Source organism: Pedobacter sp. KBS0701 (genome assembly GCF_005938645.2).
In the GTDB taxonomy this organism is placed as follows: domain Bacteria; phylum Bacteroidota; class Bacteroidia; order Sphingobacteriales; family Sphingobacteriaceae; genus Pedobacter.
In genome coordinates, this window is the sequence record NZ_CP042171.1 from 3499357 (window position 1) to 3523099 (window position 23743).

Sequence of the window (23743 nt, forward strand, 5' to 3'; positions counted from 1 at the left end):
CATTTATGGTCATTAAAAAACTTTATTCCAACCAAACCATTTGTGTAAAAGCACCATTTGTTGCTATGTCCCAGGCTTCTACCCTTACCCACTTACGGCCTTTTAAATTGGTTGCCCAACTGTAATCTTTTTTCCCAAAAGCCTGGGTAGTGTTTAAATTAATACGGTTACGATAGACCTTTGACCCGTCACCCGATACAATTTCAACAAAACTTAAGGGGAATGTCCAGTTGAGTTGCATATTTATCTTTGCTTTACCATTATTATCAATTTTTAGTGTTTCCCCTGCACCTTTTCCATTAATGTTAAATTTCGGAATCAATACCTCTCCCGTAGAAACAAAAAATTTGCCTTCGCGGATTACATCTAAAACAGGCTTCCAGCCATCTGCATAGTTTGGTAACTTATCCATCTGTAAATAATTCACGTTTAAATGTGCATACATTTCATTTTGCCTAGTTATGGTAAAGATGTCTGCCTCAGAAATGATATGTTTTTTCAGCCCCCAATTGGCTATATCGTCCATTAAGTTCAATACTCTTTTACTTAAAGTTGGCAAAGAAAGATCGCCGGGAATCGCTTTCCAGGCGGCCCCCATAAAAGTCTCTGATTTAAAAAAGTCTTCTTCTTTATATTTATCAGGATAACCGGTTGAGGCCTTTGTTCGGGCATGGGCTGTCCACGCCAGGCCTTGCTCCTTTTCCAATAATTTTAACATTTCAGCCTTGTCGTTAACGCGATAAACCTTCCCGTATTTTGGATCGTCGGTTTCGAAAGGCAGATCGCTTTTTCTCGACATCATCCAATAAACTGGTTTAGGAAAAAATGCCAGCCAATGCCCGCCATAAAAATTATTGGCTTCTTCTCCCGGTAACAGTAAAAAATTAGGATCAGATAACCTTTTGGTTTGTTTAAACAAGGCATCTAATTCTTTTAAACGAACAGAATCTGGTCCTTTTGGATGTCCTAGCCCATGAAATTCAGCAAGCTTAACAATATTTAAACCTGCTTTTTTTAATACGTCAACAAATTCCGGTTTTTCAGGAATGGCTTTTCCGCTCAGCACCACATCAGAAATAAACTCATTGTGGAAATGGCTGGCCATTGTTTTATAACCCGCCAAGGGCACATAAGTATCATTATGCGTAAACTTTTTAACTTCTGCCAAAGCTGCGTGTGCTTTCCCTGTGCTTAACAAACAGAAAAAATTAAGGCGCTGCCGGGTATTGGGAGGTGCATTAAACCATGGTACATAACGTTTATCTCCTAAAGGATCCTGACGGATGCCAATACCAAAATCGGGAATCAGATTTAGGTAGTTGCTCCCTTTCCAGGTAAATTTAAGGTTAAAAGCTTCATCCAGGGGATAAAAATATTGATGTGGGGCAGGAAAAACAGCCAAACTTCCACTTTTACTTTCGCCGATAACGGTACGGTATTTTACTTCCAAATTTTTACCTGGATCTGCTTTAGCTGCCTTTTCCCGCTGAAGATTTCCCTTTACATCAGACCAGGCTACACTAGACCAGGTCTCTTTTTTGCTTATCAATCCAGCATCGTACAAAATAGCTGTTGAATCTTTTGGAGTAGATACTACAGCTGCTACATTAAACAAAGGGCTTCCATTATAGCACGTTATTTCCAAAGCGCCGCTAAATGTTTCGCATTGCACTCCATTTATTCGCACTACAGTTTGTGCACCCTTTGTAAAAACACTCGTAGCTCCCTTAGCAAACTTTACTACATTTGTGGTATATGGCCTGGTTGGAACACGATCGAAAAAAACATCCCAGCCTCCACTGTTTGGACTTAAGGTACGTTTACCTATTCTCAACACAAACGCAGGATCGAGATGAGCAGCTACTTCTTTTAAGTCGCCTGGTTTACCCATCTGCAAACTGCTGAACAGTGGTCTCCCATTTTCCAGATCAAGAACCATTTTACCAATGGCGCTATTGCCAACAGGCCAGCTAACAACCAGTTCCTTTTGCCTGGCGGAAACAGTTGCTCCATTAGGTTTAACACCCTTTAAATTAACCTGAGCAGATGCATTCAGAAAGAACACACAGATAATAAAAAAAACTGGAACTGACTTTTTCATCGGGGATATTGGCTTTTTCGGTTAGCAGATAACATGCAAGATAATGATTATGAGTAAAGTATATAATTTTACAATGAAGTTTCATTATCATAAACATTTTAATTTTCCATTTCCAAAACCTTAGCCCCCTAAACTTCGTAATAATAAAAATCCAACAAACATTTGACCATTAAGAAATTAAGAACATTAAAATGGAAGTCGAATGTCTGTTCACGGGTTACAGTGGTGCGTTTTGTTCATTTTTTATTTTTTTATAAAAAAACCGTTACATTGTTTAACTTAATTATAAATTTTAAAACCAAACATTTTGCATCCTATACTGCTCAGAAATAATGTAAATATCCTTGGCGAAGGTAGCCAGGTTATTGTATTTGCACATGGCTTTGGCTGTGCGCAAAGTTCCTGGAAATTTATTACAGATGCTTTTCTGAAAGACTATAAAGTAATCTTATTTGATTATGTAGGATCGGGCGATTCAGACCTAAGCCAATACGAGCAACGGAAATATGCCACTCTTGAAGGATATGCCTGCGATGTAATTGAAATTATAGAAGCACTTGATCTGAAGAACATTATATTTGTTGGACACTCGGTTAGCAGTATGATTGGCATGATTGCCGCATTACAGATGCCGGAAGTATTTAAAAAACTTGTTTTTATTGGTCCTTCGCCAAGGTATTTAAACGATCATCACTATATCGGAGGATTTAATACAGGAGATATTGAAACCATTTTTGAACATATCGCCAGTGATTATGTAGCCTGGAGCAAACAATTGGCACCAGTGGTAATGGACAGCCCTTCTAAACCCGAACTGTCTGATTTTTTACAGGAATGTTTTGAGGCGACAGAGCCAAGTGTGGCCCTTGCCTTTGCAATGGCCACCTTTAAAGCCGATTACAGAGACAAATTAAAAAACCTCGAAGTACCAAGTCTTACCTTGCAATGTACTAACGATGCCATGGTTCCATTATCGGTTGGAGAATTTATTCATGATAATACGCCAGACAATTTTCTGGTTGTGATGAAAGCCACCGGTCACTTTCCGCACATTAGCGAACCAGAAGAAACAATAAGGGAAATAAAAAACTTTATAGAAGACGTGAGTTCAAAATCAGCATCAGATCATCTGTATGCGCCAGAAAATTTCACCCATCATTAGTTAAAACATGGTAACAAAGAAAAATACAGGTTATTGATCAAAAACGCCTGTGCTTCTTTTCTAACTTTTCGCAGGATCATCGCAATCAATTCTATCAGATACCTGGTATTGATCTGGGGTCAGCCAATCATCCTCAATCGATTGCAGACGTACATTTGGTCATTCAATCATTAAATGGTAGCGGCATTTTTCACCTAAACCTTCGCTGGAATCCAATATCAACATTAAATCTGGATCAATCTACAAAAATGTGCCGGACAATATCTTTTTCAAAGATTAAATCATTCTTATTATCAGATTAACGTCACAAATAAAATTTTGCATAGCCATCAGGAATATCCAAGCTGGACAAATAATGAACAAAATGAATAAAATATATATTTGCCGAAATCCGATCCCGTTTTCGTCACGTATATAAGCCCGTTCATATCTGATCTTCTGTTCTTTAGCACCTATGCATCAGGCCAAAAAACAATTCAGACTTATATTTATTCAACATTATTCAATAGAATTTAATCCTTATTATCCATAAAAAATAAAATGAACAAATTTAAAACAATTGCATTATCAGCCATTGCCATCCTATTGGTTTACACCGCTAAAGCACAAACCTTGAAGGAGCCGGTTGGCTACAAACTTAAAAATGGTATGAACATTATCATTTCTGAAAACGACAGGTCACCGAAGGCTTATTCCAGCTTTACCTTGGATGCTAAATCATTTAATACTAAAAAAGATGGTGTAGTTGAGCTTTTAAATGCTGTATTAAATGAAAATGTGAGCAAAAACGCGAACATCAGCTTTAAAGATAACAGTGGTAAATTAGCTACAGCCAGCACCAATCTCGAAAAAGATTTAACTGAAATGGCTTCTTTGATCCGGAACGCCACAATCGATCAAAAAATTTTTGATACCGCAAAAGCTAAATTAATCGCCAGCATAAGACTACAGGATTACGATTATGACCAAACGGTGAATGAAAATTCGATTAATGCATTAAGCCTGGATGATGTTAAAAACTTTTACAGCCAGATTTCTCCGGAAAAAACGTTTTTAACCATTGCAGGTGATGTTGAATTAAATACAGCCAAAGCTTCAGCAAAAAAAGCTTTTGGCAACTGGAACCGAACACAAGAACATGCACCAACTGTGGCAAGGTAATATTAAAATTAAATCTAAGCCCTTTGATCTGTTCAGAGGGCTTTTTTATGCCCAAAATGTTACATGCAATTGGGTTTTGTCTATGCGTATTCCAATAATCATTAATATATTCGTTTAAATAAAATCATCATTTTCGCAAAACCGACAGATGAAAAAAATCTACCCACTCCTACTTTTTTTTACCATAAGTTTATCTATTCAGGCTCAGATTGTAGTTAACCGAAATCAGGATATTGATAAAATGGTTAGGAATGTAAACCAGGATTCGCTAAAATCATATATCAGTAAAATGGTCTCTTTCGGAACCAGAAATACGCTTAGCGATATTAAAAGCAAAACAAAAGGAATTGCCGCCGCCAGAAATTGGGTGGTAAATAAGTTTAATCAATTTGCAAAGCAAAGTGATGGCAGGCTTACCGCATATCTGGATACCATTACATTTAAACCTGACGGCAAAAGAGTAGACCAGCCTACACTTTTAGGCAATGCCGTAGCCATACTAAAAGGCACTGATGCAAACGACAAACGTGTGTATGTGGTGAGCGGGCACCTCGATAGCCGTGTTACCGATGTCATGAACAGAAACAGTGATGCACCTGGCGCCAACGATGATGGTAGTGGTATTGCAGGCGTAATTGAGGCTGCAAGGATTATGAGTCAATATAAATTTCCTGCAACCATCATTTTTGTAGCCGTAAGTGGTGAAGAACAATCTTTACTGGGTTCTGGGTTTATGGCCGCAAAAGCAAAAAAAGAAAACTGGAATGTAGATGCCATGTTAAACAATGATATGATTGGCAGCAACAACAGTAGCGAAACACAAATCATAGACAATACCAGGCTCCGTGTATTTAGCGAGGGTTTACCAGGTTTCGAGCTGGATAAAAATGCAAAATCTATCCGCCAGTTTGGTTTAGAGAACGATGGTAAAAGCCGTCAGTTAGCACGATATGTTAAAGAAACAGGCGAGCGTTATGTAGATCAGTTGGAAGTTAAATTAATTTACAGAAATGACAGGTTTCTGCGCGGCGGAGATCATACTCCGTTTGTAGAAAATGGATTTACAGCGGTACGCATCACCGAAATGAACGAAAATTTCGATCATCAGCACCAGGACCTTAGAACAGAGAAAGGCATTAGGTATGGCGACCTTCAGGAATTTATGGATTTCGAATATTTACGTAAAAATACAGGCGTAAATATTGCAGTTTTGGCCAATCTGGCTAAAGCACCTTCCAGCCCAACTGAAGTAAAGGTTGATGTTAAAAATCTGAGCAACTCTACTTTTTTATACTGGAAAGCACCCCTTAATGGCACAGTAAAGGGTTATTATGTTTTAATGCGCGAAACCAGTAGTGCCCTTTGGGAAAAGAAATTTTTCACTTCAGCTACTGGATTAAGATTGCCTTACAGTAAAGACAATTACTTATTTGCAGTTCAAAGTATCGGAAATGACGACACTGAAAGCCTGCCGGTAGTACCGGGCATTGGCAGGTAATAAAACATTTGGGATTTACCATTGTTTAACCTCAAATTTGGCGCAATGAAATTTAAACCACTAGCTTTTATTATTAATATAGCCATTACACTGGGTGTTGGTGCTTTAGGAGGATGGGCTACCGCTCAATCAGTTAAAACCTGGTATCCGACATTAAATAAACCATCCTTTAATCCACCAAACTGGCTTTTTGCACCTGTTTGGACAACACTTTATATACTTATTGGTATTGCAGCCTACCTGGTATGGATAAAGCGTGATAAAATCGTCCATTTCCCCAGAACAGTTGCCATTTACCTTATCCAGTTAATTTTAAATTTAGGCTGGTCATTTATTTTCTTTTATCTGCACGAGATCGGTTTTGCCCTGGCTGAAATTATTTTACTGTTAATTATCATTATCATCAATGCAGCTATGTTCTATGAAATAAACAAATGGGCGGGTGTAATATTCGTCCCCTACATTTTTTGGGTAACTTTTGCATCATTTTTAACGTACAATATTTTCATGTTGAACTAATTTTAAAAGAAAACCCTATTTTTAGAAAGTGGTAACTTTTAAAAGATTTTTGCTGATCCTCTTCGTTCTGTGCTGTAACCAATTGCAGGCGCAAAAGGTAGGTCTTGTATTTAGCGGAGGTGGTGCAAAAGGATTGTCGCACATTGGCACGTTAAAAGCTTTAGAAGAAAACCACATCCCTATTGATTACATTACAGGCACATCAATGGGCGGTATTGTCGGCGCCATGTATGCCGCAGGTTATAGCCCCGCACAGATAGAAAAAATTGCATTAAGCAACGACTTCCAGAATTGGGTAAATGGACGATACACCAGCGATTACACCTATTATTTCCAAAAAAATGCGCCAAACGCCTCCATGCTTACTGCAAAAGTGGCTATTGATACCGGTTTTCATTTTAGTTTCCGCTCTAACCTGATTAATGATATTCCATTAAATTTTGCTTTTCTTGAGCTTTTTTCGCAGGCTTCTGCCGTTTCTAAAGACAATTTCGACAATCTTTTTGTTCCCTATCGCTGTATGGTGGCCGATGTGCTTTCGCAAAAAAGCATAACAGTAAGCAAAGGAAGTTTAGCAGAAGCGGTAAGGGCAACCATGACCGTGCCTATTATCTACCGGCCTATTAAACTGGATGGAAAATATGTTTTTGACGGTGGACTCTATAATAATTTCCCTGCCGATGTAATGGAAAGAGATTTTAAGCCCGATTATGTAATTGGTGCCAATGTTTCTTCTAAAACTTATAATGAATACCCTAAAAACATCGACGATCGTTTAATGAACCGCTTTCTGGTATACATGTTTCTATCCAAATCAGACTCTACCATGATCGGTAAAAATGGTGTATACATTCAACCCGATTTAGCTACTTATAGCGTTACCAATTTTGCCCCTGTAGAAGAGCTGATTAAAAAAGGATATGATGCAACCATGGCCGATATGCCAAGAATTAAAGCGTTAATCAGCAAAAGAGTAAGCGATGAAGAACTGGCACAAAGAAGGAAAAAATTTAATGCAAAAAAACCAGATCTTAAGTTCAGCAATATCATCGTAACAGGTGTAAACAGCCAGCAGAAAAAATATGTAGAAAGGCTTTTTAAGAGTGATAAGGTAACTTTTAACCTGCAAGATATTAAACGTGGGTACTATAAGCTGGTTGCCGACCAGACTTTTGAAACGGTGTATCCTAAAATTTCTTATCAGGCTGCTACAGACAGTTATACTTTTGAGGTGGTTGCACAACCCAAAAAAAGCTTTAAACTCGATTTGGGCGGGAATATCTCCACCAGGCCAATCAGCAATGTTTTCCTCGGGGCACAATACAATTACCTCAACAGGAAATCGTACACCTTTGGAACCAGCTTTTATTCAGGCCGTTTTTACGAATCAGTTCAGGTAAACGGACGTGTAGATTATCCAACTAAGCTGCCCTTATTTCTCGCTGCCGAACTAACCTATAACCACTGGAATTATTATAATACCAGCCAGATTTTTATCGAAAATCCACGCCCTATCTACATCGAGCAATCCGACCGGAAAATTGATCTGATGATGGGCATGCCTTTAAATTACAATACGAAAATTGTCCTTCACTCTACCTTTATCAATAATAGTGATCATTACAGCCCCAACAATACCTTTGGTGTTGGAGATGTGTTGGATGAAACCGTTTTTAATGGATTTAGAGGTTCGTTAAACCTCGAAAAAAATTCGCTTAACAGAAAACAATATGCCACAAACGGACAGAGTTTTTCTTTAAGTTTTAATTATACCACTGGTCGCGAAAATTATGATCCCGGTAATATTTTCCGCAATACCCCGGGTTTTATCAAAACCCCGGAGCTTAGCCGTTTGCACCATTGGGGCAGCATTAAACTCACCCAGGAAAACTATTTTTTACACCTTAAAAAATATACTTTGGGTTATATTATTGAAGGCGTTATTTCGAACCAGCCCTTATTTAGCAACTACTACGCAACACTTTTAACCGCTCCGGCCTTCTACCCCCTGCAAGATAGCCGCTCGCTATTTCTGGATAAGTTTAGGGCAACCACCTACGCAGCCGGCGGAATAAAAAATATTTATAATGTTAAAAAAAATCTAGACTTTAGATTGGAAGGTTATTTATTTTTGCCTCACAAAGAGTTTGAGCTGAACAGTTTCCAGGATGTAGATTACGCAAAGGCGATTACAAAAATACGCTATGCGGCTACTGCAGGTTTAGTTTATCACTCGCCTTTAGGTCCGGTTAGTCTAAGTTATAATTTATATAATGATGCTATTAAAAGAAATGGTGTATTATTGCATATCGGTTATTTAATTTACAATAAACGTTCTATCGAATGAAACGAATCTTATTCTTGTTATCACTGTGTTTAATCGGCTTTTGCGGCTTTGCACAAAATGCAGCAATCAACAATTTTCTGGTAAAAGAAAACCTGCTTAAAAACAATAAACTAGCCATTATTGCAGCCGATTCGTTAAATAACCCCAACGAGAATATAAACGGAACTTACACCTTCAGCGTAAGCGGTTTCACCCAGATTTTAAAATTTAATGATGGCATTGCCGTGCTGCCACTGCCAATCGATAAATCTACATTCGTTTACATCAAACACCAGAACGATACCGGTACGCACAGCAAACTCGTGTATGTGTATAAAAAAGATACCGATTTAAGTCCTTACGCCATCAATAGTTTGTGGCTGTTTATCATTCCCATAGTACTCATTATCATTGCCTTCGCCTTCCGCAAACTCATCATATTTGTGGTGATTGTGTTTCTGGTATTTGTATATTTTAACCACAGTAACGGACTAAACCTATCTACCTTTTTCGAAAGTATTTTTGATGGGTTGAAGAACCTCGTCTGACCGCTAAAGTGATCTGTGAGGACACAGACCACGGCAGTAAGAGAGAACAATTGCATAAACGATCGTCATCCTGAATTTATTTCAGGATCTTTCTGGTTCGATTGGAATTCATGCTCACGCTCGTTTCTAACGAGTGTGAAAATAACAAATCGTTTTTAACGATTAACTTCATTGTTTATCAAAGAAGATGTAATGCAATTTCTATTTTTTAGAAAAGCAAGGCCTATGGTTTTTCGGTTCCGCCAATCCCGCCCTTTGCTTAACCCCGATAAACTTTCGCAAAATTTAAATGGCACTAAAATCGGGGTAACGCTGTCGGTCGGGTTTATTTTACCCCAATAGTAGCACATTTTACCCCCAAACCCGATCGAAGCGGGATGCCGATTTTTCATCGGCAGAAGCGGGAGCGGACTGCTGTAAGCTAAAAGCTTCTGAAATTGCTTTACAAAAAAACATGCGCTCGGCAGACAGCAATAATCAGTATAATCATTTTCAGTTATACTAAAATTCTTAGTAAATTTGTTTTATGGAAAATCTTTATTTAGTATGTATCGTCCCTCCCATTGCTATTGTGGAAGACATCAACGAGATCAGAACCTACATTTCAGATAAATTTAACGTGCACGAATCATTAAAACGTCCGGCACACATCACCTTATACCCTCCGGTAAAACTTTCGGGATATGATGCAGAAGAGCGTTTTTTCAAAGCTTTAACAGATGCCTCCTTTAATCAACCCTTTACACAGGTGCTCCAAAATTTCAATTCATTTCCAGAACATACCTTTTATCTCGATGTTGAACAAAATGAAGGATTAATGCTGCTGGAAAAACAGATAACCAAAGCCCTGCAACCTTTGAAATTGATCGGGAAAAAAGAAAAATTCAATCCACATTTAACTTTAGCTTTTAGGGATATAAAACCCGTTTTCAAACAAATTATAGCTGATTTTAAAGACCGAAAATTTAAGCGAGCGTTTCAGGTTTCATCCTTTTCTGTTTACAAACACACGGATAAAAGATGGCAACCCTTCAAAGAATTCTCTTTTAAAAACCCCGATTCAAAACCCAAAGTTTTAAGCCTTTTTGGTTAATTAAAACGGCATGCCAATACCAAAATTGTATTGTATAAAACGATAGGTATCAGGCCCATGTGTAGCATTATAACTATCTTTAAAATCTCTCGCTCCGGATAAAAACTTACTAATAACCCATTGATCCGACCCTGTGAACTGGGGATCTTTAAGCTTTAAACCCACATCAAACCTAAATACAAAATATTGCACATCGTATCTAAGTCCTAAACCCGTTCCAACAGCCAGCTGTTGCGCAAATTTACTTAATTTAAATACGGTTTGTTCATCAAGTGCCGGAGTTGCAACGAGAATTGATTCTCCTTTACGTAGATTCCATACGTTACCAATATCAACAAAGGCTGCGCCTTTTAATGTGGCACCAAAAAACTTTTTGGCCACAGTAAAACGGTATTCAAAATTGGTCTCGATCCGCATGGTTCCAAGCTGATCAAGCCCAAAAAATGCCTTTCTCAGTGTATCACTCCTTAAAATGCCTCTATCGTAGTTGCCAGGCCCGATGGTTCTCGCCTGCCAGGCCCTTATTCCGCTCGATCCACCGGCAAAAAACTGCTTTTCAAACGGAATACCTGTTAACACCGAATTTCCGTAGGCATAAGCTACCCCTGCGTTTAAACGGGCAACAAACTGCCGCTCCCCACCCAAGTGTTTGTACCACCTCAGGTCAACCTCCGGGCGCATATACTGGTTAAATGGCAAGCCCAATATTCTTGCAGGATCATTGTTTGCCGGATCACCTTTTTTGCCGATTAAGCTAGATATGCCCTGCAACATATTACCCGCAATATCCATTCCAGCCCTTAAATAAACAAAAGACCGGTATTCATTTAACTTATTTGCATTCAAGGTATAGGTATACTTCATCCCCAGTGTTAAATCCTTACGACCTAATAAGGTGGAGTAATAAAGGTTGTTCAATACGGTTTGGGCATCAACGTTAGGGTCTAAATAGCCAAAACGGTATTCGAAATTCAATGGGGTAAATGAGTGTAACTTAGATTTGGTTTCAAACCAATCGTAAGTAATCGAATTGATAAAGATTCTTCTTACTGATACATCTTTCTGCAAAGCATAAATATAACTGCTTGAAAAAGTGGTGTGTGGCATTCCATTACCACCCAAAACCGGGTTGTAGAAAGGAATCATTAATCTGGGCACCGTAATACTCGAACTGATTGAAAAATCGCGCTGATAAATATCACTAAAGGGTTTAGCGCCGTTGCCAATTCTTGATTGTAAACCACCTTTTACCTGAAGTTCAAATCGTTCTGCTCCTCTGAAGATATTGTTATTGGTATAGGTATTTCCGATCGTAAACCCTACTGTACCTCCATTAAACGGCACCTCACCTTCCACACGGTTAGTCATCACCTTTTGCGGAATAAGCTGGATTACGGCATTTACTTTATTTGAGGTACTGTCTCTTCTGAAATAATCGATCTTTACATTTTTGAAGATATTGAGCTCATATAACCGATCGTAAGTGAGGTTTTCATTCCGGATATCGTAAAGTTCTCCCTGCTTCAGAAAATCATACCTCACAATCGGGTTTCTGCGGTAACGTTTGGAAAAATCCGTAAATATAATGCCGTTAACCGTGTCTTTACTCAGCTTATAACGCACCGAATCAGGAAAACCATCAGGGTTAGGTGCAATAATCATGTGGGTATATCCAATATTGAACTGCTTATGTTCGCCATCATTAGGGTTGGCTACATTCAGGTTCAGATCAATTTTATTGGTTTTAGAAGTAGGCTCTGCACCATAAACGTCGAAATTAACATAAGGCCTTAAGAAATAAAAATATCCGTTTTCTTTCATAATGCGGTAAATCTGTTCCCTTTCATACGTTAAAGAGTCTTCATCGTACTGCATTCCCTTATGTAAATGGGTTATTTTAGCCTTATTTGATTCATAAAGGTTTTTAATATTTCGATTTGGTATCGAATCAGAAAGTTTCTCGATAAAATAAGCAGGTCCCGGTTTTGCACTGAATACAATTTCGGCCTTTTTATCCGCAATCTTTATGGCAGAAGTTACTTCCGCCTGGCGGTAACCCTTACTTTTTAAAAATTTCTGTATCTGGGTTCTCGAAATTTCGACCAATGTGCTATCTAAAATGGCTGGAGGTGTACCAAAAGGCTTAATATCACTGGTTTTATACCGACCATCTTTTGTATTAAAAAGGTTATATAACGGCACCTGAATACTCAGCTTAGAAGCTGGCCTGATATCTTTCTGAACATAATTATAAGCCTGTTCTTCAAACTTAGCATCAACGCTATCAATAGTTACCTTTTTCACTATCGATTGATAGTCGGCAATATACTTAGTTGACGAGCAGGCCTGAATTAAAACAATAATAAATAGTAATATTGCAGTGCTTTTCAGTTTAATATTTATTGAGTTTTGGTATGCTTTCAAAATCACAGATTAGTTTTATAAAATCGTTACATCAAAAAAAATATCGTAAAGAACATGGTTTATTTATTGTTGAAGGTATAAAATCCATACAAGAATTTTTCCAATCAAGCTACCAGATCCACACTATATTTTACAACAGCGAACAATACAATTTGTTACCCAAATTACCCGCAAATATAAACTTATTTGAAGTAAAGAACGCTGAATTAGACAAGATTAGTACGCTGCAAACACCACAAGGCTTTTTAGCACTCGTCTACATCCCTAAAAACAAAGAATTAAATTTAAAAGCGCTAAAAAATCAGTTCACTTTGATTTTAGATGGTGTTCAGGATCCGGGCAATATGGGTACCATTATCCGTACGGCAGATTGGTTTGGTTTTAAAAACATGATCTGCTCTGTAGATTGCGTAGAAGTATTTAATCCAAAAACAGTGCAGGCCACCATGGGCTCTTTGGCAAGGGTAAATATTTATGAAGCAGACTTACCAGCATTATTAGGGAGGAATACCATCCCCGTATTTGGTGCATTGTTAGATGGTGAATCGATTTACAAAACGCAATGGGGAACTGAAGGATTGGTAATTTTAGGTAATGAAGGAAAAGGAATATCGGCAGAAGTGATCAAAAAAATAAATACACCGGTCACCATTCCGAAAATCGGGGAAGCAGAATCGCTAAACGTAGCCGTAAGTGCCGCAATCTTTTGCGCTGAGTTAGTGCGAGTTCGAAATTAAATTGAGATATTATTTGCAGGCTAACTAATAATTGCTATTTTTGCAGCCTTGAATTTAAGGGTCGAGTGGCCGAGTGGCTAGGCAGAGGTCTGCAAAACCTTCTACAGCGGTTCGAATCCGCTCTCGACCTCCATTTGTACAAATAAAATAATTAAAAGGTTATTACCATGGCAGTTACCAGATTAAAAAGAAAAGACAGAAGAAATAAAAATACAGCTCACCAAGAGGTAGCATTTTTAAAGAGAGCAACTAACATCGAGTTAGGAAGCCGCTCTGTACAACCTAAAAACGATCAATTAGCTAAAAACAATGCTGTTTTAGCTACTTTGGCTAAATAGTTTTTAGAAATTTCTTCTTAAAGATTTAAAGCATCCTTCTGATCAAAGGATGCTTTTTTTATGCAATTATTTTTACATTGGCATCAGAAATAAAAATTAAAATGAAACCAGCGCTCCTGTTCTTTTTTGCAATCACACTTCTATGCTGTCATCAATCAAAAGAGATTAAAAACAAAAGCTACACTTTATCAGAAGATCCGTATACAGCTTCTGATAAAGGACAACAACTTAGGCCAGAATTTAGCAAATTAAAGTTCGACATACTACATAATTGGGATTTTGGCTGGGCAATATTAGAACCTATAAATATTGCGAAGAGTAGAGCAGATGATAAAGAACTTTCTAAAAGATTCTCTTCAGGACAAAAAGCCCTTTATTTTTTTTGGTATCTCGATGAAGAAGTAACGAATGGAGGCTTCATTCAGTTTTACGTAAATGAATATCGAGAATATCTTCCCGCAATTAAAAAAGGCCTAATATTAATTGGCGACCAAGAAATGATTGATTTAATTTCAAAAGCAGATGAGTATTATTTAAATAACAAAGACTCGTTTAATGAGTTAAAGAAAAACAACAAGCAAGAGTTAATATTTTCTAAACTTGAAAAATTTAATGAGTACGACGAAGCTTATTATAAAATACACGACAACACGATGAAGTTTTTAGAGAAATATGCTAGAAAACATCCTTATGAATTCGTAATACTCAAATAACAGAAATGCCTAAATTGACTCGAGCAGTGCTTTAAAAAAGTTATTAAAGCCAAGCTCTTTACTTCAATATCGAGGAAATACCTAAATTTGAAAACAGCGAAAGGTAAAACCATGAATCTTACAGAAACTCTTTCAAAACTAGAATCGCTCGGCGAAGAAAAAGTCCGCGCCATGCACATTAAAAACGGTGCCAGAGAAAACATTTTCGGCGTTAAAATGGGCGATATTAGAGCCATCGCCAAAAAGATCAAAACAGACCACGAGCTTGCACTTCAACTCTGGGAAACTGAAAATATCGATGCCCGGCTGCTGGCCATTTTAATCCTGAAACCAAAAGCACTATCGGCAGCACAAATTGAGCAAATGGTCTCTTCAGAAAACTTTACCTGGGCAGCTGATTGGTTTTACAATTACATTGTTAAAGAATACCCCGATAAGGAACAATTCAGGGAAAAGTGGATGAATTCGGAAAATATTATGCTGGCCCGCGCAGGCTGGAGCTTAACCAGCGGACGTATAACCAGGGCACCTGAAGGAATAGATATCCCAGCAATTCTTGATCGGATTGAAAAAGAAATGCCAAAAGTAGCACCCGAAATCCAATGGACCATGAATACTGCATTGGCCCAGATTGGCATTAACCACCCAATTTATAGAGAAAAAGCCTTAGCCATTGGCGAAAAACATGGCATTTACCGCAATTACCCTGTTTCTAAGGGCTGTACTTCTCCCTTTGCACCAATCTGGATTAATGAAATGGTAAGCCGCCAAAAGTAGTTGTTTTGCAGCGCAAGGTAATTTGTTAAGTTAAGGAGAAATATAACCGGCACAAGCCTTTCATGATAAACCCGATAGTAGTGGAGGCCGATTCTTCATCGGCTGGAACGAATAGCGGGACTGTCTAACCCAATGGAATACCGACATTCATTTCCAAAACCTGAAAGCAGATGGTTTTATGAAATAAACTAAATCGTCACGTCAAGAAAACGAATAGTAAGATTGGTTTTTTACCCGAAAATAAAAAAGAAGCATTCAGACATTAAATATACCTCCAGATTAAACTGTAAGGCGCGCTTAAACCAACGCTTTACAGATGCTTTTAATCAATCCTGGCCCCTCATATATAAAACCAGTATACAATTGAACTAAAGATGCACCAGCATGCAGTTTCTCTTTTGCATCCTTTGCTGAATGTATTCCACCTACCCCAATAATCGGAAAAGCTTTGTTTGATTTTTCTGAGAGATAACGAATGACCTCAGTAGAACGTTCTTTAACAGGTTTACCACTCAAACCGCCGGTTTCGCCAGTTAAATCTTTCTCCGTAGCCAGATTTTCTCTGCTAATGGTGGTATTGGTGGCAATAATGCCTGCAATCTTCGTTTCTGCTACAATCTCTATAATATCGTCTAATTGTGCATCAGTTAAGTCTGGCGCAATTTTTAACAGAATCGGACGAGAAATATCGTTTTTACGGTTGCGCTGCTGTAAGGTATTGAGGATTTTTTTTAACGGCTCTTTTTCCTGCAGTTCGCGTAAACCTGGTGTATTTGGCGAACTTACATTCACTACAAAATAATCTACTACATCAAAAAGACGGTCGAAACATTTAATATAGTCGCTTACTGCATCTTCATTTGGCGTAGCCTTGTTTTTACCGATATTCCCACCTACCACAATGTCAGGATGTTTATCTTTTAATAAACGCAAACGTTCCGCCATTACATCTACTCCTTTATTGTTAAAGCCCATCCGGTTAATTAAAGCTTCATCATTAGGTAAACGGAACATTCGGGGTTTATCATTTCCAGGCTGAGGCATTGGTGTTACCGTACCCACTTCAATAAATCCGAATCCTAAATTACTAAGTGGCTCCACATATTCACCGTTTTTATCAAATCCGGCAGCCAGGCCAACAGGATTTCTGAATTTTATCCCAAAAACCTCGCGTTCTAAGCCTTTAATGTGCACATCAAAGCTGCTGCGGATAATGGTTTTACCCAATGGAAATTTATCATTAAACCATTTTAACCGCTTAACTACAAAATAATGTACATTTTCAGGGTCAAACTTGAAGAATATTGGTTTAATAAGGCGATACATGGCACGAAGATAAGAACTTAATGGGAAAAAGGAAAATGGGACAATTTTCAGTTATCAATTCTCAGTTACCAGTGAACTAATGAACCAATGAACAATTAAACTCCTCATCCATTTTCCTTTCCATCATGCTAATATCCTGCAGTAAACTGCTCCTGGTGATGTGCTTTATTTTCCAGCTCATCAGCAATAACAATCGCCAAATCTTCTACCGATAAAATAGAACGCCCTTCCTCATTAAAAACCGGGCTAGTTTTACCCAAGCGGTATTTTCCGGTACGGCCGGTGGTGATCCCTTGATGCATCTCAATTGCAGGACTAAAAAACAACCAATCTAATTCCTTTTCTTGTTTTAGCGTATTAAAATAATCTCTTACTGCTGTTGCACCTGGCTTGTATTCGGCAGGGAAGTTCGGCCCATCTACAATTTGGTGACCATCAATCTGCAGGGTACCTGCTCCACCGATAAAAATGTAACGTTTAACGCCCGATGCTTTTACAGCAGTCTCAATGGCATTCGCGCCCTCTACTGTATCGTTATATAAATTTGGGTTGGTCCACCCCGCATTAAAAGCACTTACTACGGCATCAGCACCTTTTAAAGCTGCTGCTAATTTTTCCGTTTCTAAAACATCTACAGCGATTTTAGTCACAAGATCATCGGTACTTTCAATTTTGTCGGTATCGCGTGCAATGGCAATCACTTCATTTCCACGACTTACTAATTCGTTCAAGATGGCTTTGCCTACAAATCCGGAGGCCCCAATTAATGCTACTTTCATATTATTTAATTTTAATTAACTTATTATTATAAAATTGTAATGTTTTTTATTACAGTTATATCCAAAAAAAATTATTCAAACGCCGAGGCAAAATCTGCCAATGTCTGTTTTGATAAATTGGCGATCAGCGCATGCTCTGCATTGCTGTACAGGGAATCTAAATGTTGGTTGATCTGCCTACCGACCGGACATTTAGGATTCGGTTCATTTTTATGTTGCCCCAACACATTGCTGCTTCTAACCGATTGGTACACTTCGCCCAGATTAATATCTTTGGCACTTTTAGCCAGAAACGAACCTCCCCCTTTACCTTCTTTACTTTCAACAAAACCATGTTTCCGTAAATTCATAATTTCCTTGCGTACCAAAACGGGATTGATATTGATACTTCCGGCCAGGTACTCTGAACTCACAACAGCACCTTTCGCCTCATTTAATAAGGTTAAGATGTGAAGGGAGATTGGAAACCGGCTATTGCTCATTCTGTAATTATTTTTATTACAGTACAAAAGTAAGAAGGTTTTATCAAAATCAAAATTTATTTTACAATTTCTAATAAACGATTCATCACCGCGTTAAGAAGGCAGTTTTTCCTATTTGACTTTCCACCTGAAAAAAGCCTTTAAATTTCGTACTTTTGCAGCCGAAATGATTTCAATAAATAATTTAACTTTCCTGATTGGCTCAAGAGCCTTGTACGATGACGCGAACTGGCACATAAAACCTGGCGACAGAGCTGGTTTAATTGGCGCCAATGGAACAGGAAAATCAACACTTTTAAAAATAATTGTAGGCGAATATGCTCCGAGTTCGGGTACTGTTTCCATGTCGAAAGACCTGAAAATTGGCTACTTAAACCAGGATCTACTTTCTTATGATTCGCACCATAGCATTTTGCACGTGGCCATGGAAGCTTTTGAGCGCCAAAATCAGTTGCATGATGAAATTGAAGAGCTACTTAAAAAAATCGAAACGGATTATAGCGAAGAGGTTTTATTTAAATTAAGCGATAAACAGCAAGAGTTTGAAGCTTTAGATGGCTATAACATCGAATATAGAGCTAACGAAATTCTGGCCGGTCTGGGTTTTAGCACGGCAGATCAGTTACGTCCGTTAAATACCTTCTCGGGAGGGTGGCGAATGCGGGTAATGCTGGCCAAAATATTATTACAAACTCCTGATATCTTATTACTGGATGAGCCTACCAACCACATGGATTTACCTTCTATTAAGTGGTTAGAAAATTATTTAATGAGTTTTGAAGGCGCCATTGTAATTGTATCTCACGATAGGTATTTCTTAGATAAAATTGTAAACCGTACGGTCGAATCTCGTAAGGGCAAGTTAACCGTATATGCAGGTAACTATAGCTTCTATGTGGAAGAAAAAGCCTTACGTGGAGAAATCCAAAAGGGTGAATTTAAAAATCAACAGGCCAAAATTAAACAGGAAGAACGCTTAATTGAGCGTTTTAAAGCGAAGGCGAGCAAGGCTAAAATGGCCCAATCGCGGATGAAAGCTTTAGACAAGATGGAGCGTATTGACGATGTTGATGATGATAACCCAACCGTAAATTTTGCTTTCAAATTTTCTAAACCATCAGGCAGGCACGTGGTACGGATAGAACATGCCAATAAGAGTTATCCAAATGTGCATATTTTAGATGATGCTGAGGGTGTGATCGAAAAAGGCGATAAAATTGCCTTGATCGGTGCCAACGGTAAGGGTAAATCTACTTTATTGAGAATGATTGCCGGAACTGAAAAATTTGAAGGTTTCTGCGAAACGGGTCATAATGTTACCACCACTTTCTTTGCGCAGCACCAGTTAGAGTCGCTGCATTTAGAAAATTCAATTTTAGAAGAATTACAGGCATTTGCCCCAAAACATAGCGATACTGAATTACGGAGTATTTTAGGTTGTTTCCTTTTTACCGGTGATGATGTTTTCAAAAAGATCAAAGTGCTTTCCGGAGGAGAAAAATCGCGTGTGGCCCTTGCTAAATCTTTAACAACAGATTCTAACTTCCTGATTCTGGATGAGCCTACCAACCACCTGGATATCCAATCGGTAAACATTTTGATCCAGGCACTGGACCAATTTGAAGGTACTTTTATTGCCGTATCTCACGATAGGTATTTCTTAGATAATGTGGCCAACAAAATCTGGTTTATAGAAGGAGGAAAAATTAAACAATACCCTGGTACTTATGCCGAATATGAAGAATGGAATAGCAAAAGGGTAATACCTGCAGCTAAACCTATTCCGGTTAAGATGCCGGAGAAGCCAAAAGCAGAACCAAAACCGGTTACCGCCAATACTACCAACCAGTTGAAAAAACTGAATGACGAGCTGCAAAAAACAGAAAAACTGATCGCAGAGCTGGAACAAAATGTGAAAAACATTGAAGCAGAACTGGCAGACGAGAATGTTTACGCTAAAGCCGATAAATTAGCAGAAGCCAACAAACGTTATTTATCTGCCAAACAAGATTTAGACAACAGCCAAAGTAAATGGGAAACACTGGCTGCTGAAATTATGGAGCTGGAAGGTTAGTTTTAAACAACAAATACATAGCCGTTTCGATGTAAAATTGAAACGGCTTTTTTTGCTACGGAAACTCAGAAACACAGAGGGAGTTTTTTCTGTCATGCTGAGGCACGAAGCATCTGCAGCCTATAAAAAACATGCTTCGTGCCTACAATTACTTTATTTTATAATTATTTATTGACTGACTTATGAAACTATGGCATTTCCATCCAGCTAAGCCTTAGCACAGCATCACCGTTCAACTTAAATCCGGCCTAACAAATTTTTCGGCATCCACTAACCCAGCCCTACCAATGGCTTTGAAAGAAAAATTTTCAGCCGGCGTTTTTTGGTTCTTTTTGACGCCAAAAAGAAGGAGCCAATCGGCGGCGGCGAGCCGAGGCAAGACTGCGCCGTATGGCACAAGAATCATTTAAGTTACTCATATTGATTTTTTTTAAAAAATCAATTATTCATTAAATGATAGCATATCGAAAAACTTCCGTATTAATCCTTATTTCCCTGACAACCATCCGCAGCTCCATTTTGTCCCTTCCCAATAAAACTTTACTTTTAACCATGCAGAAAATATTAATCCCGGTTTTATTTTTCATCTCTACTTTTGCTTTTGCTTTTGCACAAAACGATACAAAGTTTACCAACGAGAATAAAATTTATCTTCCAAATATTAAAACTGTGCTTTGCTATAACACTAATAAAGAGCAAAGTTTACCTGTTATTATGCTCAATTCATCAGAAACGATCACTTTTTCTTTCGATGATCTACTTGCAGGCACCCAAAATTACTGGTATACCATTGAACATTGCACCGCAGAATGGGAGACTTCAAAAATTTCGAGCATCGATTACTTAGGCAGTTTTAACGACGACCGCATCATCAATTACCGCTATTCATCCAACACGGCAAGAAAATATACGCACTACGAGATCAGCTTACCTAATAATCAAATCCAACCTAAAATTGGCGGCAATTATGTATTAAAAGTCTATTTAGATGGCGACAAAAACAAGCCGGTTATTTCGCAGCGCTTCTATATGCTCGATAATCAGGTTGCTGTAGCGGCAGAAGTAAGCAATTCCATGCAGGTAGAAGACAGGAATTATAAACAAAAAATCAACTTTACTATTAATCATACTTTCCCTATCCCTAACCCCTATCAGGATATAAAAGCTGTGGTGATGCAGAATTTTAATGCGAATACCATTCAGGTTAATACCAAGCCAGCCTTTGTACGGCCAAACCAATTGGTTTATAACGACCTCAATACGAATGATTTTTGGGGAGACAACGAATTTAGAAAATTTGATACGAGAAGTTTGCGTTATAAGGCAGATAATGTGAAGGATATTTATCGCGATAATCAATCCGTAAACGTCATGCTTTTTCAGGATGCAGCCAGAACGATCGGTGCGTTTGCCAACCAGTACGATGAAAACGGAAACTTTTTTATCCGCAATACCGACGGAAGAGATGATAAAACCGAAGCAGAGTACATGAGTGTTTTGTTTACGTTAAATGCGCCTGCACCCAGCCAGAATGGCGACGCCTATGTGGTTGGCCGGTTTAACAATTACACCATGAGCAATGAAAATAAACTACTCTACGATGCCAACAGGAAACAGTTTTACGGTAACGTGATCCTTAAACAAGGTCTCTATGATTATGAGTATGCCTGGTATAATAAAGAGACCAAAGTAATGGAAACCAAACCTTTCGAGGGTGCATTCTTCCAGACCGAAAACAGTTACCAGATTTTTGTTTATTACCGCCGGCCGGGCGCACGTTGGGACACGCTCGTTGGTTTTACCAATTTAAGCAATAAAGTTTCAGACGGAAGGTAAGCAGCACCATTGCAAATCAGATTTACAATAATGATGCGCCAAATTGCATAAATAGACATCATAAGTTTAAATGACCTTATATTTCTTAGGCGGCAAAAGACCTCTCACCTATAATACAATCAAACCCGATTTCGATTGATAATGTGCTTTAATTTAGGTTATTTGGCGCCTTACATGAACGGTCGTCACCCTGAACTTGTTTCAGGGTCTTTATAGCAAGGCGGTTTAACAGGAAAGATGCTGAAATGAATTCAGCATGACGAAACGGCTAGCCAATTCGTCTTAATAAAATACATTAATTTTTAAACATTAATCAAACTCAGGTTATTAGTTAAATAATTATAAGTAAGATCTACTTAAAAAATTTTCGCCAATTAGATCCTGAAACAAGTTACCATTGATGTTATTTTGTAATATTGAGAAGTTTAGCCGATTTGTATTTCCGCCCAACTTGGCCTTAGCACCGTATCCCCCGTTCTAATAAATCCGACCTAACAAATTTTTCGGGTCGCACTCCCCAAGCCAACCCACTAGCTTTGAAAGAAAAATTTTCAGCCGGTGTTTTTTGTTTCTTTTTGACATCAAAAAGAAAGAAGCCTGTCCGGCTAGGACTAATAAAACACCCCATCCTGCGGACACCCCTCTAAAATAGGGGAGTTATATGCCTCCTGAAATTTAAACGTCATTTATATTGATTTTTATCCAATAAAATACCCTTCAGGATGACGATCGCTTTAATTGTCAACTTGACTTTTAATATTCCAATACTTACCTTTATTGTTACATAAATTTTCTTTGTTTTAAATGTGGTTTTTTACTTTAGTGTTTCAGAAAGCAACCAGATAAACACCTAGAGAATTAAGTGTATCTAACCAAAAATTATGTTTAAAAAGTTAATTGCCGCAGCATTAATATTCTATCCCTGCGCAAAAATTTCGGCACAAACGCCGGGTGATTCGTACACGCAATCCATCAATGGAACCAAATTAAAATTCGATATGCAGGCTATACCGGCAGGCAAATTTAAAATGGGAAGCAAAACAGGAAAACCAGATGAGCAACCTGTTCATGAGGTTAAACTTGATGCTTTCTGGATTGGAAAACATGAAGTAACCTGGGATATTTTTGAGCCTTTTCTTTACCGTGATTACGAAAAACAAGCCAGTACAAGCGCTATTCCGGCTGAAGTAGACGCCGTTACCAGGCCCACAAAACCCTACCTTGATATGACTTTTGGTATGGGTAAAGCGAACCAGCCGGCGGTAGCCATGACCCAATATAATGCCATCCAGTTTTGTAAATGGCTTTATATGCGTACAGGTATTTTTTATCGTTTACCAACAGAGGCAGAATGGGAATACGCCTGTAAAGCCGGAACCGAAAGCAATTATTCTTTTGGTGAAGATGCTACCAAACTAGGCGATTATGCCTGGTATAAAGATAACAGCGACAACAAAACACACCAGGTAGGGCAAAAAAAACCAAATCCATGGGGATTATTTGATATGTATGGAAACGTTAGCGAATGGACATACGATCAATATCTTGCCGATTTTTATAGTCAAAGCAAAGATAAAACTGCAGAGAACCCGGTGGCAGTACCCGAAAAACTCTACCCAAATGTAGTTCGCGGCGGCTCTTATGATGAAACACCAGATAATTTAACCTCAACAACCAGATTGGCTTCTGATCCATCATGGAAACAATTAGATCCGCAGATTCCTAAAAGTAATTGGTGGTTCCCTGAAGCTCCTTTTGTAGGCATGCGCCTGGTACGCCCTGTAAAAACGCCTTCAAAAGCAGATATAGATGCGTATTACAATAAGCAACCGATAAAAGACTTTTAAAA

19 protein-coding genes and 1 tRNA gene are annotated in these 23743 nt (G+C 38.3%); 15 read left to right on the forward strand and 5 right to left on the reverse strand.

Features of this window, described 5'->3' with window-relative positions:
* Positions 1 to 22 precede the first annotated feature (22 nt).
* Positions 23 to 2101: a hypothetical protein gene (locus FFJ24_RS14105; RefSeq protein WP_138822137.1), complete on the reverse strand. Its 2079-nt coding sequence runs from the start codon at positions 2099 to 2101 to the stop codon at positions 23 to 25.
* Between the two features lie 307 nt (positions 2102 to 2408).
* Between FFJ24_RS14105 and FFJ24_RS14110 the strand changes: the two genes are divergently transcribed.
* The 7 genes from FFJ24_RS14110 to FFJ24_RS14140 all read left to right on the forward strand — a co-directional run bounded on the left by FFJ24_RS14110 (position 2409) and on the right by FFJ24_RS14140 (position 10408).
* Positions 2409 to 3263: an alpha/beta fold hydrolase gene (locus FFJ24_RS14110; RefSeq protein ID WP_138822139.1), complete on the forward strand. Its 855-nt coding sequence runs from the start codon at positions 2409 to 2411 to the stop codon at positions 3261 to 3263.
* 540 nt (positions 3264 to 3803) lie between these two features.
* Positions 3804 to 4424, forward strand: a complete 621-nt coding sequence (locus FFJ24_RS14115; protein ID WP_138822141.1) for an insulinase family protein — start codon at positions 3804 to 3806, stop codon at positions 4422 to 4424.
* 148 nt (positions 4425 to 4572) lie between these two features.
* Positions 4573 to 5922, forward strand: coding sequence for a M28 family metallopeptidase (locus FFJ24_RS14120; RefSeq protein ID WP_138822143.1), 1350 nt, complete (start codon positions 4573 to 4575; stop codon positions 5920 to 5922).
* Positions 5923 to 5967: 45 nt separating this feature from the next.
* A complete protein-coding gene (locus FFJ24_RS14125; RefSeq protein WP_168202480.1) occupies positions 5968 to 6441 on the forward strand; it encodes a TspO/MBR family protein in 474 nt (157 codons plus the stop codon).
* Positions 6442 to 6490: 49 nt separating this feature from the next.
* Entirely contained in the window at positions 6491 to 8788 is a 2298-nt protein-coding gene (locus FFJ24_RS14130; RefSeq protein WP_246862619.1) for a patatin-like phospholipase family protein, read from the forward strand.
* Positions 8785 to 9315 (forward strand): hypothetical protein, encoded by a 531-nt coding sequence (locus FFJ24_RS14135; RefSeq protein ID WP_138822147.1) that lies wholly within the window; start codon positions 8785 to 8787, stop codon positions 9313 to 9315. The genes FFJ24_RS14130 and FFJ24_RS14135 overlap by 4 nt, the downstream gene beginning before the upstream one ends.
* A 526-nt stretch (positions 9316 to 9841) precedes the next feature.
* A complete protein-coding gene (locus tag FFJ24_RS14140; protein WP_138822149.1) occupies positions 9842 to 10408 on the forward strand; it encodes a 2'-5' RNA ligase family protein in 567 nt (188 codons plus the stop codon).
* Here the strand turns inward: FFJ24_RS14140 and FFJ24_RS14145 are convergent, their stop codons facing one another.
* A complete protein-coding gene (locus FFJ24_RS14145; RefSeq protein ID WP_138822151.1) occupies positions 10409 to 12832 on the reverse strand; it encodes a BamA/TamA family outer membrane protein in 2424 nt (807 codons plus the stop codon).
* Here FFJ24_RS14145 and FFJ24_RS14150 point away from each other — a divergent pair.
* The 5 genes from FFJ24_RS14150 to FFJ24_RS14170 all read left to right on the forward strand — a co-directional run bounded on the left by FFJ24_RS14150 (position 12823) and on the right by FFJ24_RS14170 (position 15397).
* Positions 12823 to 13569, forward strand: a complete 747-nt coding sequence (locus FFJ24_RS14150) for an RNA methyltransferase (RefSeq protein WP_138822153.1) — start codon at positions 12823 to 12825, stop codon at positions 13567 to 13569. The genes FFJ24_RS14145 and FFJ24_RS14150 overlap by 10 nt on opposite strands.
* Before the next feature lie 59 nt (positions 13570 to 13628).
* Positions 13629 to 13702: transfer RNA gene (locus FFJ24_RS14155), tRNA-Cys, on the forward strand.
* 34 nt (positions 13703 to 13736) lie between these two features.
* A complete protein-coding gene (locus tag FFJ24_RS14160; protein WP_138822155.1) occupies positions 13737 to 13907 on the forward strand; it encodes a spore protein in 171 nt (56 codons plus the stop codon).
* 101 nt (positions 13908 to 14008) lie between these two features.
* Positions 14009 to 14620, forward strand: coding sequence for a DUF4375 domain-containing protein (locus FFJ24_RS14165; RefSeq protein WP_138822157.1), 612 nt, complete (start codon positions 14009 to 14011; stop codon positions 14618 to 14620).
* A gap of 111 nt (positions 14621 to 14731) precedes the next feature.
* Entirely contained in the window at positions 14732 to 15397 is a 666-nt protein-coding gene (locus tag FFJ24_RS14170) for a DNA alkylation repair protein (RefSeq protein WP_138822159.1), read from the forward strand.
* Positions 15398 to 15694: 297 nt separating this feature from the next.
* Here the strand turns inward: FFJ24_RS14170 and FFJ24_RS14175 are convergent, their stop codons facing one another.
* The 3 genes from FFJ24_RS14175 to FFJ24_RS14185 all read right to left on the reverse strand — a co-directional run bounded on the left by FFJ24_RS14175 (position 15695) and on the right by FFJ24_RS14185 (position 17984).
* Entirely contained in the window at positions 15695 to 16723 is a 1029-nt protein-coding gene (locus FFJ24_RS14175) for a quinone-dependent dihydroorotate dehydrogenase (RefSeq protein WP_138822161.1), read from the reverse strand.
* A 128-nt stretch (positions 16724 to 16851) separates the two neighbouring features.
* Positions 16852 to 17502 (reverse strand): NAD(P)-dependent oxidoreductase, encoded by a 651-nt coding sequence (locus FFJ24_RS14180; protein WP_138822163.1) that lies wholly within the window; start codon positions 17500 to 17502, stop codon positions 16852 to 16854.
* A 71-nt stretch (positions 17503 to 17573) separates the two neighbouring features.
* Positions 17574 to 17984 carry an Rrf2 family transcriptional regulator gene (locus tag FFJ24_RS14185; protein ID WP_138822165.1) on the reverse strand — a complete coding sequence of 137 codons (411 nt, stop codon included), beginning with the start codon at positions 17982 to 17984 and terminating at the stop codon, positions 17574 to 17576.
* A 166-nt stretch (positions 17985 to 18150) separates the two neighbouring features.
* On the opposite strand from FFJ24_RS14185, the gene FFJ24_RS14190 reads away from it, so the two are divergent.
* The 3 genes from FFJ24_RS14190 (at position 18151) to FFJ24_RS14200 (ending at position 23741) form a co-directional block, all read left to right on the forward strand.
* Positions 18151 to 20058: an ABC-F family ATP-binding cassette domain-containing protein gene (locus FFJ24_RS14190; protein WP_138822167.1), complete on the forward strand. Its 1908-nt coding sequence runs from the start codon at positions 18151 to 18153 to the stop codon at positions 20056 to 20058.
* 552 nt (positions 20059 to 20610) lie between these two features.
* On the forward strand, positions 20611 to 21894 hold the full coding sequence (locus tag FFJ24_RS14195; protein WP_138822169.1) for a DUF5103 domain-containing protein: 1284 nt from the start codon (positions 20611 to 20613) through the stop codon (positions 21892 to 21894).
* Between the two features lie 881 nt (positions 21895 to 22775).
* On the forward strand, positions 22776 to 23741 hold the full coding sequence (locus FFJ24_RS14200; protein ID WP_138822171.1) for an SUMF1/EgtB/PvdO family nonheme iron enzyme: 966 nt from the start codon (positions 22776 to 22778) through the stop codon (positions 23739 to 23741).
* The last annotated feature ends 2 nt before the right edge of the window (positions 23742 to 23743 follow it).

Coding starts and splice junctions, on each gene's coding strand:
- FFJ24_RS14160 (WP_138822155.1), top strand. CDS start 13,737: ATGGCAGTTACCAGATTAAAAAGAAAAGACAGAAGAAATAAAAATACA.
- FFJ24_RS14150 (WP_138822153.1), top strand. CDS start 12,823: ATGCTTTCAAAATCACAGATTAGTTTTATAAAATCGTTACATCAAAAA.
- FFJ24_RS14115 (WP_138822141.1), top strand. CDS start 3,804: ATGAACAAATTTAAAACAATTGCATTATCAGCCATTGCCATCCTATTG.
- FFJ24_RS14165 (WP_138822157.1), top strand. CDS start 14,009: ATGAAACCAGCGCTCCTGTTCTTTTTTGCAATCACACTTCTATGCTGT.
- FFJ24_RS14105 (WP_138822137.1), bottom strand. CDS start 2,101: ATGAAAAAGTCAGTTCCAGTTTTTTTTATTATCTGTGTGTTCTTTCTG.
- FFJ24_RS14185 (WP_138822165.1), bottom strand. CDS start 17,984: ATGAGCAATAGCCGGTTTCCAATCTCCCTTCACATCTTAACCTTATTA.
- FFJ24_RS14120 (WP_138822143.1), top strand. CDS start 4,573: ATGAAAAAAATCTACCCACTCCTACTTTTTTTTACCATAAGTTTATCT.
- FFJ24_RS14175 (WP_138822161.1), bottom strand. CDS start 16,723: ATGTATCGCCTTATTAAACCAATATTCTTCAAGTTTGACCCTGAAAAT.
- FFJ24_RS14125 (WP_168202480.1), top strand. CDS start 5,968: ATGAAATTTAAACCACTAGCTTTTATTATTAATATAGCCATTACACTG.
- FFJ24_RS14200 (WP_138822171.1), top strand. CDS start 22,776: ATGTTTAAAAAGTTAATTGCCGCAGCATTAATATTCTATCCCTGCGCA.
- FFJ24_RS14190 (WP_138822167.1), top strand. CDS start 18,151: ATGATTTCAATAAATAATTTAACTTTCCTGATTGGCTCAAGAGCCTTG.
- FFJ24_RS14135 (WP_138822147.1), top strand. CDS start 8,785: ATGAAACGAATCTTATTCTTGTTATCACTGTGTTTAATCGGCTTTTGC.
- FFJ24_RS14180 (WP_138822163.1), bottom strand. CDS start 17,502: ATGAAAGTAGCATTAATTGGGGCCTCCGGATTTGTAGGCAAAGCCATC.
- FFJ24_RS14170 (WP_138822159.1), top strand. CDS start 14,732: ATGAATCTTACAGAAACTCTTTCAAAACTAGAATCGCTCGGCGAAGAA.
- FFJ24_RS14140 (WP_138822149.1), top strand. CDS start 9,842: ATGGAAAATCTTTATTTAGTATGTATCGTCCCTCCCATTGCTATTGTG.
- FFJ24_RS14195 (WP_138822169.1), top strand. CDS start 20,611: ATGCAGAAAATATTAATCCCGGTTTTATTTTTCATCTCTACTTTTGCT.